The sequence below is a fragment of the Staphylococcus sp. GDY8P45P genome, from assembly GCF_017892745.1.
Classification (GTDB): Bacteria; Bacillota; Bacilli; order Staphylococcales; family Staphylococcaceae; genus Staphylococcus; species Staphylococcus cohnii.
Window position 1 is genome coordinate 68,008 of sequence record NZ_JAESLS010000005.1, and the last position, 13,329, is coordinate 81,336.

Annotated in this window: 13 protein-coding genes; 9 read left to right on the forward strand and 4 right to left on the reverse strand. The window is 31.6% G+C overall.

What is annotated here, in order from left to right; genetic code table 11:
* Window positions 1-372 precede the first annotated feature (372 nt).
* On the reverse strand, window positions 373-1,362 hold the full coding sequence (trpS, locus tag KA873_RS03845) for a tryptophan--tRNA ligase (RefSeq protein WP_107384876.1): 990 nt from the start codon (window positions 1,360-1,362) through the stop codon (window positions 373-375).
* A gap of 303 nt (window positions 1,363-1,665) precedes the next feature.
* Between trpS and spxA the strand changes: the two genes are divergently transcribed.
* The 4 genes from spxA to pepF all read left to right on the forward strand — a co-directional run bounded on the left by spxA (window position 1,666) and on the right by pepF (window position 6,136).
* The gene (gene spxA / locus KA873_RS03850) at window positions 1,666-2,061 is read left to right on the forward strand and encodes a transcriptional regulator SpxA (RefSeq protein ID WP_040030144.1); all 396 of its coding nucleotides are present in this window, start codon (window positions 1,666-1,668) and stop codon (window positions 2,059-2,061) included.
* A 312-nt stretch (window positions 2,062-2,373) separates the two neighbouring features.
* Window positions 2,374-3,090 (forward strand): adaptor protein MecA, encoded by a 717-nt coding sequence (gene mecA / locus KA873_RS03855; RefSeq protein WP_107384675.1) that lies wholly within the window; start codon window positions 2,374-2,376, stop codon window positions 3,088-3,090.
* Window positions 3,091-3,271: 181 nt separating this feature from the next.
* Window positions 3,272-4,273 carry a competence protein CoiA gene (locus KA873_RS03860; RefSeq protein ID WP_107386401.1) on the forward strand — a complete coding sequence of 334 codons (1,002 nt, stop codon included), beginning with the start codon at window positions 3,272-3,274 and terminating at the stop codon, window positions 4,271-4,273.
* Between the two features lie 54 nt (window positions 4,274-4,327).
* The gene (gene pepF / locus KA873_RS03865; protein WP_107504549.1) at window positions 4,328-6,136 is read left to right on the forward strand and encodes an oligoendopeptidase F; all 1,809 of its coding nucleotides are present in this window, start codon (window positions 4,328-4,330) and stop codon (window positions 6,134-6,136) included.
* A 1,064-nt stretch (window positions 6,137-7,200) separates the two neighbouring features.
* On the opposite strand, the gene yjbH is transcribed toward pepF, so the two are convergent.
* The 3 genes from yjbH to KA873_RS03880 all read right to left on the reverse strand — a co-directional run bounded on the left by yjbH (window position 7,201) and on the right by KA873_RS03880 (window position 9,049).
* Window positions 7,201-7,989: a protease adaptor protein YjbH gene (gene yjbH, locus KA873_RS03870; RefSeq protein ID WP_019469066.1), complete on the reverse strand. Its 789-nt coding sequence runs from the start codon at window positions 7,987-7,989 to the stop codon at window positions 7,201-7,203.
* Window positions 7,990-8,005: 16 nt separating this feature from the next.
* The gene (locus KA873_RS03875) at window positions 8,006-8,377 is read right to left on the reverse strand and encodes a truncated hemoglobin YjbI (RefSeq protein ID WP_107384678.1); all 372 of its coding nucleotides are present in this window, start codon (window positions 8,375-8,377) and stop codon (window positions 8,006-8,008) included.
* Between the two features lie 87 nt (window positions 8,378-8,464).
* Window positions 8,465-9,049, reverse strand: coding sequence for a CYTH domain-containing protein (locus KA873_RS03880; RefSeq protein ID WP_107384679.1), 585 nt, complete (start codon window positions 9,047-9,049; stop codon window positions 8,465-8,467).
* A 189-nt stretch (window positions 9,050-9,238) separates the two neighbouring features.
* On the opposite strand from KA873_RS03880, the gene KA873_RS03885 reads away from it, so the two are divergent.
* From KA873_RS03885 to mgtE, 5 genes are read left to right on the forward strand one after another with little or no spacing between them, the layout of a single operon-like run.
* Entirely contained in the window at window positions 9,239-9,586 is a 348-nt protein-coding gene (locus KA873_RS03885; protein ID WP_107384680.1) for a UPF0738 family protein, read from the forward strand.
* A gap of 16 nt (window positions 9,587-9,602) precedes the next feature.
* On the forward strand, window positions 9,603-10,238 hold the full coding sequence (yjbM, locus tag KA873_RS03890; RefSeq protein WP_107384681.1) for a GTP diphosphokinase: 636 nt from the start codon (window positions 9,603-9,605) through the stop codon (window positions 10,236-10,238).
* 11 nt (window positions 10,239-10,249) lie between these two features.
* Window positions 10,250-11,059 carry an NAD kinase gene (locus KA873_RS03895; protein ID WP_107384682.1) on the forward strand — a complete coding sequence of 270 codons (810 nt, stop codon included), beginning with the start codon at window positions 10,250-10,252 and terminating at the stop codon, window positions 11,057-11,059.
* Window positions 11,059-11,913 (forward strand): RluA family pseudouridine synthase, encoded by an 855-nt coding sequence (locus KA873_RS03900; protein WP_107384683.1) that lies wholly within the window; start codon window positions 11,059-11,061, stop codon window positions 11,911-11,913. Before KA873_RS03895 ends, KA873_RS03900 begins: the two co-directional genes overlap by 1 nt.
* A gap of 11 nt (window positions 11,914-11,924) precedes the next feature.
* Entirely contained in the window at window positions 11,925-13,325 is a 1,401-nt protein-coding gene (mgtE, locus tag KA873_RS03905) for a magnesium transporter (RefSeq protein WP_107386392.1), read from the forward strand.
* Window positions 13,326-13,329 lie beyond the last annotated feature (4 nt).

The window sequence follows — 13,329 nt, forward strand, 5'->3', positions numbered from 1 at the left end:
TTATTGAATTAATGAAAAACATCAGTTTCTATATCACGTTATAGAAATTGACGTTTTCCTCATGACAAGAATTTTGGTTCATTTGTTGAACTATTATTATTCTCTAGCAGAGTTGACTTTGTACGTTAATTAATAATGTAGGCATTATTGATATATTCCAAGAAATTGTGGTGTTATTGAAAAATTCGTACACTTAACGATATTGTAATTTGGTTATATCAAGTGGAAAATTTGAGTGGAAATTACAGAAATGTTTCATTTGCAGGTTAATATAAATACCATAAAATTTATAGAAAAAAGGGCTAATCTATTTGATGTAGATTGGCCCTTTTTTGAATGAGATTTATGCAATCTTCACTATGATTTTATAAATTATCTTTTTCGGCCTAAGCCCATTGCTTTTTCCATTTTTTTCAACGTTTTAAATGAAGCTTTTTGAGCTTTATCTCTACCGTTATCTAAAATCGTATCTAATTCATCAGAGTTGAAATAGTATTCATATTTTTCTTGGAACTGAATTAAAAAGTCTTTCACAATTTCAGCTAAATCTGATTTAAATTCACCATAGTTAGAATCTTTATATTGTGTTTGGAGTTCATCAATCGTTTTGTCTGTTAAGCTTGAATAAATTGATAATAAATTTGAAATGCCAGGTTTATTGTCACGGTCAAATTTAATAATGCCATCTGAATCTGTTACTGCACTTTTTATTTTTTTGGCACCCACATTTGGTTCATCTAATAACGAAATATAATTTTTTTGGTTATCGTCACTTTTACTCATTTTCTTCGTTGGATCCTGTAAACTCATAACACGACCACCAACTTTTGGCATGCGTATTTCTGGTTTTACAAGTACATCATTGTAACGTGAATTGAATCGATCTACTAAATTTCTAGTTAATTCAATATGTTGTTTTTGATCGTCTCCAACAGGAACGATATTTGTGTTATAAATGACGATATCTGCTGCCATTAATGGCGGGTATGTAAGTAACCCAGCAGGTATACCTTCAGTTTGTTTTACTGCTTTATCTTTAAATTGTGTCATGCGTTCTAATTCACCAATCGATGAAATAGTTGTTAACATCCAGCTTGCTTGCACGTGCGCCGGCACCTCAGATTGTATAAATAATGTTGATTTTTCTGGGTCAATGCCTGATGCCAAATAAATTGCTGCTAGCTGTCTTGTTTGTTTACGTAGTTTTAATCGGTCTTGTGGAATTGTAATCGCGTGTTGATCCACGATGCAGAAGAAACAATCATAATCATCTTGGACTTCACCAAATTGCTTCAACGCACCAATATAGTTACCAAGCGTTGGAATACCGCTAGGTTGGATACCAGAAAATAAAGTTTCCATTTTTTGATGCCTACCTTTATAATAATTTAATTTGTATACTTTAGTAATAGTATAACAGTATTTCAATCATTTGTAAGTTATGTTAAACTGTATACATATCAATATTTCTAACTAAATTGATTGGGAATTAAGCTTATTTGAAATTTTTTAAAAAAATTAGAGAATTCTCATTTAATTTTAATGTTGATAGGGTATACTTTAATTGTAAGGTTAAGAGAGATAAAAATTACTTTAAAAATTCTTAATCATATAAAATTGAAATCTAATGAATTTATATTCATGAAAAATAGGAGAGTGAGATGTATGGTAACATTATTTACTTCACCAAGTTGCACATCTTGCCGTAAAGCGAAAGCATGGTTACAAGAACATGACATTCCGTATACGGAGCGTAACATTTTTTCAGAACACTTAACAATTGATGAAATCAAACAAATTTTAAAAATGACTGAAGATGGAACAGACGAAATCATATCTACTCGTTCTAAAACTTATCAAAAATTAAATGTAGATATTGATGCTTTACCACTTCAAGACTTATATTCAATTATCCAAGATAACCCAGGTTTATTAAGACGTCCAATTATCTTAGATGATAAACGTTTACAAGTTGGTTATAATGAAGACGAAATTAGACGTTTTTTACCTAGAAAAGTACGTACGTTCCAATTGCAAGAAGCGCAACGTATGGTTGATTAATGTATAGATAGAGCGATTGAGCCATAAAGTAACGTTATTGTGATGTTGCTTTGTGGTTTTGTTGTATTTACCGTAACAGATAAATATATACTTACGTCAAACAAATCGGTTATTCAATTGTGAATGATTATTGACTGAATTCAAACAGCACTCTAGAGAAAGTGCTGTTTTTTGGCCTTTTATAAGGGTATATGTTATTATAAGAGACCAAATAGAAAATAGTAAAAATTAATCAAACAAATTAATTGTAATTCTTACTACGTTCTAATACAATAATGATTACTATTCATCGACTGTAAGGAGTGAGATGATATGAGAATAGAGCGAGTTGACGACACTACCGTTAAACTATTTATAACATATAGTGATATAGAAGCAAGAGGCTTTAAACGTGAAGATTTATGGACTAATCGCAAACGTGGAGAAGAATTCTTTTGGAACATGATGGAAGAAATCAATGAAGAAGAAGATTTTGTTGTTGAAGGTCCTTTATGGATTCAAGTACATGCTTTTGAAAAAGGTGTGGAAGTAACGATTTCTAAATCTAAAAACGAAGATCTTATCAATATGTCTGATGAAGACAATGATCAATTAGATCATCAAGTTAATGATTTATTATCACAAACATTTGAGCAAGATGATAGTTTAGAGGATTTATTTGAACAACGTCAACAACAAAAAGAAACGCAACAAGATCAAGAACGCAACAAACGTAAACCACAGAATACGCGTACTGTTATAGTTAGATTTAATGACTTAGAAGAAGTAATTGATTATGCTTACCATAATAATCAAAGTGCAGATGAGTTTGAAGATTTATTATATAGTCTTAATAATGTATATTACTACGCTGTTCACTTTGATGAAACAGTTGGACAAGAAACAATTAACGATAGTTACAGTCAATTACTTGAGTTCGCATATCCTACTGATAAATCAGAAGTATATTTAAACGATTACGCAAAAATTATTATGAGTCATAACGTCGCTTCACAAGTACGTCGTTATTTTCCTGATACAACTGAATAATGATGATTAAAAACTAATATAAATTATTATCAATACTGATTATGATTTGATTAGTAATATTATTTAGATACTGAGCCATAAGTTAATTGTTAACTTATGGCTTTTTGTATTAATAATTTTTTCTTAAATAAAGGTATAGTAATTTGATGACTTTCTGCGTGTAATTATATGAGGTGACGAAATGTTATACGCAAACAATGATCAAAACCAGGCCGTGTGGGCAAAAAATGCAATAAAAAGTGAAAACTATCGTTGCCCATTTTGTAAAGGAAAAGTGTTATTAAAAAAGGGGGCATACTATACACCTCATTTTGCACATGTTCGTAATGATCGTTTATATTGCCATAAAAATGAATCGCAAGCACATTCTGATTTGAAATACCGCATTGCTCAACAGCTAAAAGATTTAAATCATAAAGTTAGCATTGAACCATATGTACCACAAAGTTACCAATATCCTGATTTAATTATAGATGATGAAATTGTATTCGAAATACAATTTTCAAAAGTAACGTTAGCGTGTATTTCAAGACGCAGTAAAGCTTTACAAAATGCCGGTTATAAAGTTTATTGGATAATAAAAGATGTAAAATATAATAAAAATAATAGCGTTGTATACTTATCAAAATACGAAAGAAATTTCATTAATATTTATAATAGATTGTTATTATCATGGGATACAACACATGAAATGCTTTTTGGTTATAAAGTGATTAATTTTATTGGTGGACAACAATTTATTGCGAAAAGGTATGATATACCATTAAAGCATTTAGTTAATCAAATTCAGTTAAAGGATGTTTATCATGCTGCAACACAAACATTAAAACTATCAAATCGTGCTATAAAACATTATTTAAGTCTATGTCGTAAGACGCATTCAGTTTTAGAGCCAAGTTTAAGTGTGATGTATAATTTAAAGCTAACTGATGAATGGGTAGGTAAATATCTAGGGATCATTTATCCAGAACAAATGTATATTAAGTCGCATCCTGTGTATTGGCAATTACAACTTATATATATGTGGCAAATGAACACATTTAATATGACACATTTTAAACAACTGCTAGAATTAAACCAATTTTATAATAATGAAATAGATAAAACACAAATAAGTTATAGCATTGTTCAAAAATTCAAACAATTCTATTATAATCATGGGTGTTATAGCGTGCAAAAATGACTATGACGTGAGAAAATTATACTAATAGACTTTATAGGAGGTTTACTAGATATTATGACACAACAATTAACAAGAGAAGAGCAAGAACGTCAATATCCAGAATATACTTGGGATTTATCTACCATCTTTGAATCTGATAATGCTTTTGAGGATGCATTTAAAGATGTTGAAAATAATATAGGTAAAGAACAACAATATGTCGGTCATTTAGCTGATAGCTCATCGACTCTATTTAATGCATTAGCATTAGAAGATGAATTAGGTTCCAAGTTGGAAAAAGTATATGTGTATGCCCATTTAAAACAAGATCAAGATACGGCGAATGATAAATACACAGGTTATGAATCTAGAGCGCATCAATTAATTATAAAATTTAGCTCAGCATGGAGTTTTTTAGTACCTGAAATTCTACAAATAGATGAAGCAACGATTCAAAGTTTTATTGATGAAAATGATGATTTGAAACGTTATAAATTTGATTTAAAATTAATTAATGAAAAGAGACCGCATGTATTAAGTGCTGATAAAGAAAGATTATTGACAGAGGCGCAAGATGCATTGTCTACACCTGACAACGTGTATGGCATGTTTAGCAATGCAGACTTAGAATTTGAAGATGCAATAGATAGTGAAGGTCAACGACACGCTTTAACACAAGGGACATTCATAAAATGTCTGGAATCAGATGATCGCGTATTACGACAATCTGCATATGAAAATTTATATAAGGCATATGGTGCTTATAACAATACACTAAGCGCGACACTAGCTGGAGAAGTTAAGAAAAACGTCTTTAATGCTAGAACACATAATTATAAAACGGCAAGAGAAGCTGCTTTGAGTAATAATCACATTCCAGAAGCTGTTTATGATAATTTAGTGAAAACAGTTCATAAATACTTACCTTTACTGCATCGTTATACTAAATTACGCAAAGAACTATTAGACTTAGATGATATGAAAATGTATGATATATATACACCACTTGTCAAAGACATTAAGTTTGAAATGCCTTATGAAGAGGCTAAAGATTGGATGTTGAAAGCATTACAACCAATGGGTGAAGAATATATGAAAGTTGTGGAAGAAGGTTTAAATCATCGATGGGTAGATGTCTTTGAAAATAAAGGTAAACGTTCTGGAGGATACTCATCAGGTGCTCACTTAACGAATCCATTTATATTACTGAATTGGTCAAATACAGTTTCTGATTTATATACCTTAGTACATGAATTTGGTCATTCAGCACATAGCTACTTTAGTCGTCAAAATCAACCATCTAATTTAAGTGATTACACTATATTCGTTGCAGAAGTCGCATCAACTTGTAATGAAGCATTATTAAGTGACTATATGGATAAACATTTAGATGACAAACGCAGATTACTACTATTAAACCAAGAACTTGAACGTTTCCGTGCAACGTTATTTAGACAAACAATGTTCGCAGAGTTTGAACATAAAATCCATCAAATAGAAGAAGCTGGAGAACCATTAACTGCTAACCGTATGAATGAAGAATATGCAGATCTCAATAGAAAATATTTTGGAGATGCTGTTGAAACAGATGAAAATATTAGTAAAGAATGGTCTAGAATACCACACTTTTATATGAATTATTATGTGTATCAATATGCAACCGGATACAGTGCAGCTCAAAGTTTAAGTCATCAAATTTTAACAGAAGGTAAACCGGCTGTTGAGCGATATATTAATGAATTCTTGAAAAAAGGTAGTTCAAATTATCCTATTGAAATCTTGAAAAATGCTGGTGTAGATATGACAACACCTGAACCAATTGAACAAGCTTGCCAAGTATTCGAACAAAAATTAGACGCTTTTGAAAAGTTAATGAAAGCTTAGTATGAATGTATTCGTTTACAATATGACAAGTTTGTGACAAAGGGTATTTATTTAATTTTAATGGTTGAAAGGTATATAACAGCGTGTTATATTATATACATGAAATTAATCACATAACAAACATACCCCTTTGTTTGAAGTGAAAAATTTCTCCCATCCCCTTTGTTTAGCGCCGTGTAATCAGACACGGCGTTTTTTTATATCCATTTTTAAATAACTAAGAGATGTATAAGAAATTGAATAACTATTCAGATATTTCAACATATAATTTGCATTGAATTTTATATAAAGTACTAATGTATATTGAAAATAATGTTTAGCAATTAGCAAATAAGAAAAAGTTGTAGAGATTCATTTTACAAAAAGCAATTGAAATATAATAACTAGAGGCAATAAAAAGCGCCAACTTCTTTAGTAATAATATAGAAGTTGGCATTTTCTTTGTTTTTATGAAATTTTGTATTATATGACGATTTGAAAATGCTTTGGGTACTAAATTTATATAAGTGCAACTTTGTTTCATCTTCCCGTAGTTAGTTAAGTGCGGAATAGGTGTTTTTTTGAGTTAAAATACATCATTTATCGAAAATTTGTAACGTGTCGATCGATGAGAATTTGAGCTAAGTGTGAGGTTATAGACTTAATTCATATTCTGTGTAAGTCAGTATAATCCCAATCGATAACTTGTAAAAAAGGACTAATTCATTTTGTTATGGATTAGTCCTTTGTCCAATGCTTCTTGGAAGTGAAAAGTAACTTTTTTCACAGCTTCTTTGATTGTTTGTTTCATTGATTTGAGACAAAATAGTCTCTGAATTAGTAATATTTTCAGTGTGATATTGGCAGTGATTTGGGCCGACTCCTGCGGGAAGCGCACTAGCCGAAGACTACAGGCTAAGGCAGTGCCAGCGGAAAGCGTGTACAAAAAAACTGCCAACAAAGTCGGAGACTTTGTCGACAGTCCTTTTTAACAATAAAATACATGCCACAGTATCTGTTTCAAATAAAATGAAACTTATAATTTTGAAAATAAAGCATATATTGTTGTGAATACTAGCAACATTTCAAACTTTTGACTTCCAAAATTTACCTTCTGGTGAGCTAAGTTTTTCTATTTTTTGCTGTAATGCTAATTTTTTCAGTTCTTTATTCAATAATTTTTCAGGCCATTCATAAATAGTCAGCAACTCTTCTTTGGTTACTAATTGTTGTTGATAAATGTAAGTTTCTAAACTTGGTGGAAGTTCTTTTTCAATTGGTGAACCAATAAGTTCATTTATGATATACGTATATATATGATAAGGGTATAAACCTTCAACTTTTAAACCTTCTTCATGTATATCTTCGTTAAAGAATACAAGGGAAGGTGCCTCTTCAATTTCCATTTCTCGAGCTATATGCAGGTCAACTTGTAAACTTTCTTTTAATGAACTCTTATGTAAGTCTTCTTTAAAGACTTCATAATCAAGTCCAGCATTACTAATACAATTATTGACCATCTCTTCAGTTATAATATCTCGTTTTGGTATTATTTCATTTTGTACAAGATGTATAAAGCGCTCAGCCCGTAATCGACCTTGGAGTTCAGCAGCTTTATAAGCAAGTGCGATATTATCTAAATTAGATGTACTTTGAGCTTGGCATTTTGTTAATACTCGTAAGGAAGGATTTAAAATATGTCTAATACTGATATATTGTTTATACTCAAGTCGTAATTTTGAAAGTATAGCAGACAATTTAAAGCACTCTTTACTGAATGGATCGAAAAAGGAATAAATTTCAATCTTACTCAAAGGTGAAAGATTTGCATCTTCACGACTATTAGCATTTATTAATTTTAATTCTTCAGCCATGTTTTTTCACCTACAATTAATTTTCGGAATTAACCATGTGATTCGCTGTTAAACGTAATCGTTCATATAAATAATCCCCGACGCCTGCAGGAAAATCTGCTTGTTGAATAGCTTTATACATATTTTCAAGCCATGCGTCACGTTCGTGCGTTGTTATTACAAATTCTAAATGTCTTTTTTTTAACATAGGATGACCATGTTCTTCTGTATACAGTTGAGGACCGCCTAAAAATTGTGTTAAGAACTGTTTTTGTTTTCTGCTTGTTTCTTCAAAATCTCCAGGAAACAAATGATTGATTCTATCATCACGTTGTACCATATAATAAAAATGGTCAATCATTTTAAATAAGGCGTCTTGTCCGATAACCTCGTAAGGTGTTTGTGTCATAGTATCACCATATCCTATTAATATAATACTAATATAACATGAATTTTTACATTTGGAAGTAATTCGACTTCTTAATATTGTGCGCAATTAACTATTGCTTAATTTATGTTTGCGATTGAAAAATCTTTGGACTTTATTGTTTGGAATTTCATGATTGATATTGAATTGATGAAGGATTGATTTAAATTGAATTAATCCTTCATCATAATCATTTACTTCATATTCAAGTTCGAAGTCTTCAAAATCCAGATATTGATTTTTATCCAAGACAAGTAAATTACCATGAATTTCTTTTTCTAAACGTTCGGTAGTCAAAGCTCCTAATACGGTTAATGCATCAATATCTACATCCATTTTTAAGAGTTGGTTTAAAATATCTTGGGGCAGGTCCTGACTTTTGATGTGTTTGTTTAGTTTTGGTTCAACCTTTGTGTCGAAATTATACTCCATCAAGCCAATTTCAGCCGGTACTTTTAATGTCATTTCGTAAGTATCATCTTTAATACGAATTCTCAAAGCTGAGTGATGTGATTTTAAATCGAAATTTCGTGTATCGATGTAATAATTGGTCTGACTAAATGGTTTTGTATCTAAAAAATAAGTGTTGTATATTGCTTGGTAATTGTCTTTAGACAATAACTGTTTAAATTCAATTTCATTATTAGTTGCCACGCGTTACACTCCTTAAATACTTATGATAATTCATTTTAAAGTACTTGTGAGTTAATTTAAATTAGATTGCATTATACGCTAAAAATTATTATATTTACGTTAAGCCAATTGATGACATGATAATAGTCATGTAACGTGTTATGTACGTCATAATTATGTTAAAATGATGAAGAATAAGGAGGAACAAGCATGCGTATTTATGTGAATGAAATTAAAGTAACAGAAGATAGTTTAAAGTGTTATACAGAACAATCTACAGAAGGCTTACAAGAAGCAGGACAAATGCTTGTTGATAGTGATAATTATAGTTTTGCATATATCTTAGATGATGGCCAGTCATATTCATATTTGATTTTTGTTCAAGAAACCTGGTCTATGTTACATGAGAATAAAAATAAGAAGATTATCATTAATGATCAATTAGAACTAAAACAATTCGACAGAGAGTTTAATTATATATTAGAAAATATTCAAGGTAATTCAAACTATGGTAAGGAGTTTGTTTCTGTTGTGGAAGATACTTTCGAATTAGAGTGAAGCGGAGTGAAGCACAATGAATCAATGGGATCAGTTTTTATCTCCATATAGACAAGCAGTTGATGAATTAAAAGTTAAATTAAAAGGGCTTAGAAAACAGTATGACGTAGAAGATAATGCTTCACCAATTGAATTTGTGACGGGTCGTGTTAAACCTATGACTAGCATTATTGATAAAGCGAATAAAAGACAAATCTCATTTGATCGATTACACGAAGAAATGTACGATATCGCAGGTTTGAGATTAATGTGTCAATTCGTAGATGATATCGATATTGTGGTAAATCTCTTGAGACAACGTCAAGATTTTAAAGTAGTAGAAGAACGCGATTATATCAACAATACAAAACAAAGTGGATATCGTTCATATCATGTTATTATCGAATATCCAATTGAAACACTTGAGGGTGAAAAATCAATTTTAGCTGAAATCCAAATCCGTACATTAGCGATGAATTTTTGGGCAACAATCGAACATACATTACGTTATAAATACGACGGAGATTATCCGCCAGAAATCCAGCACCGACTAGAACGTGCGGCTGAAGCAGCGTTTTTACTTGATGAAGAAATGTCGGAAATTAAAGAAGAAATACAAGAAGCTCAAAAATACTATTCCAAAAAACGTGCTAAAAAGCATGATAATGACTAGGAGGTGTAATCATGCGCTATACAATTTTATCTAAAGGTGATTCAAAGTCTAACGCTTTAAAGCATAAGATGATTAATCACATGAAAGATTTTGAAATGGTTGAAGATACGGAAAATCCTGAAATAGTCATATCAGTTGGTGGAGATGGTACATTATTACAGGCTTTCCATCAGTATAGCCATATGTTATCACGGTGTGCATTTGTAGGGATACATACAGGACATTTAGGGTTCTATGCAGATTGGTTGCCACATGAAGTGGAGAAATTAATTATTGAAATTAATAATTCAGAATTCCAAGTTATAGAATATCCTCTATTAGAAATCATTGTTCGTTATAACGATAATGGATATGAGACGAGATACTTGGCATTAAATGAAGCGACAATGAAAACTGAAAATGGCTCTACACTTGTTGTGGATGTGAATATAAGAGGGAACCAATTCGAACGTTTTAGAGGAGATGGACTGTGTGTATCAACACCATCAGGTTCCACTGCTTATAATAAGGCATTAGGTGGCGCATTGATACATCCTTCTTTGGAAGCAATGCAAATTGCAGAAATCGCTTCTATTAATAATAGAGTGTTCAGAACGGTTGGTTCACCATTAGTATTACCCAAACATCACACATGTCTGATTACACCAGTGAATCAAGATAAGATTTTAACGACCATAGACCATGTTAGTATAAAACATAAAAATGTTAATGCAATTCAATTTAGAGTGGCAAATGAAAAAATTAGATTTGCTAGATTTAGACCGTTTCCATTTTGGAAAAGGGTACATGATTCCTTTATTTCAAGCGGAGACGACGAATAATGCAATTTACGTATACAATTAGAGGCCCTCAAATGCTAAGAACCTTTTTACAGGAACAAGGGTATTCTAAGAATACAATTAGCGCCATTAAGCATAATGGCGCTTTAATTGTTAATGGACAAACAGAAACTGTGCGTAAACAATTACAGAAAGACGATATAGTAGAGGTACATTTAGCTCAAGAAACAGCAAGCCACAACTTGGTCCCGTTTGAGAAAACTTTAAATATTTTATATGAAGATGAATACTTATTAATTATTTCCAAAGAACCTTATCAAAATTGTGCACCATCAAGGGAACACAAACATTTTAGTTTAGCTGAACAAATTCTTGGTTATTTTAAACAATCACGACAAAACATAGTCCCACATATTGTCACTAGGATTGATCGAAACACTTCAGGTATTGTTGTGGTTGCAAAACATGGTTTTCTACATCATCTTATGTCAAACATACACATTGATAAAACGTATTTATGTGTATGCTTTGGTGAAATGGAAGCACAAGGAATTATAGATGCACCTATTGCTAGGGATCCTTCTAGTATTATTACAAGACAAGTCAATTCACATGGCAAACAAGCAATAACTAAATATAGGCGTTTAGACCATGTCAGTAATTACAGTTTATGTGAAATTGCTTTATTAACAGGTCGGACACATCAAATCCGCGTTCATTTTCAATATATAGGACATCCTATTGTGGGTGATGATTTATATGGAGGCGGACACTCGAGCTATAAACATCAGTTATTACGATGTTTTAAAATATCTTTTATGCATCCAATCTATGATAAAAAAATTGAAATACAGGATAGATATGATGCAATAGAAAATATATTTAATATGATATAATTTGAGTAACTATGGAGGTGGGACTTTTGGCAAATGAAAAAGATCAAATCGTTTTAGAAGATGAGCAAGTATATGATCAAGAAATGTTAGATAAACTACTTCATGAAAATCATATAGGTGAATTTAGAGAAGAATTCTTAGCGATGCACACATACGAACAAAGTGAATACTTTGAAGACAGCGATGAAGATATTAGACAAAAAATGTTTGAAGTATTGTCCCCTGAAGAAGTAGCGGATTTCTTCGAACAATTAGAAATTGATGAAGAAGAGTATGAAGCGCTATTCGATACCATGGATGCTACATATGCTAGCAAAGTGTTAGAAAATATGTCATACGATAATGCAGTTGACATTATGAATCAATTATCTAAGCAGAAAATTGTTAGCTTGCTGACACTAATGAACCGTGAAGATGCAAAAGAAATTAAAGCATTACTACATTACGAAGAAGATACCGCCGGTGGTATCATGACGACGGAATATATTTCTTTAAAATCAACAATGCCTGTAAAAGAAGCATTAATGCAAGTTAAAGAACAAGCGCCAGATGCTGAGACAATTTATGTCATATTTGCTGTGAATGAGCATAAACAATTAGCCGGGGTTTTATCACTAAGAGATTTAATCGTAGCAGAAAATGATGCTTATATAGAAGACATAATGAGCGAACGTGTGATCAGTGCTAACGCTGCTGATGACCAAGAAGACGTAGCGCAAAAAATGCGTGATTATGATTTTATCGCTATGCCAGTTGTCGATTATCAAGACCATTTATTAGGTATTATAACAATCGATGATATCTTAGATGTTATGGATGAAGAAGCGAGCGAGGACTACTCTCGTTTAGCCGGGGTATCTGATGTTGATGCAACAAATGATTCTGTCATTAAAACTGCTAAGAAACGTTTGCCATGGCTAATTATTTTAACGTTTTTAGGAATGATTACAGCGACGATACTTGGATCATTTGAGGATACATTAGCACAAGTATCGTTGCTGGCAGCATTTATTCCAATTATCAGTGGTATGTCTGGTAACTCTGGCACACAATCACTTGCCGTATCAGTACGTAATATTTCAACTGGTGAAATTGATGAACAAAGTAATTTCAAAGTCGCATTGAGAGAAGCGGGCAGTGGCTTTTTAAGTGGATTGATTTGTGCTATATTGTTATTTATTATTATACTGGTGCTTTATGGTCAACCAATTTTAGCTACGATCGTAGCGAGCAGTTTAACGATTGCTATGACAGTAGGTACGTTAGTGGGATCAATGATTCCATTAGTTATGAATAAATTAAATATTGACCCTGCAGTTGCAAGTGGTCCATTTATAACTACGATCAATGATATTGTGAGTATGTTGATTTACTTTGGATTAGCAACTTCATTCATGTCTTACTTATTATAGGGGG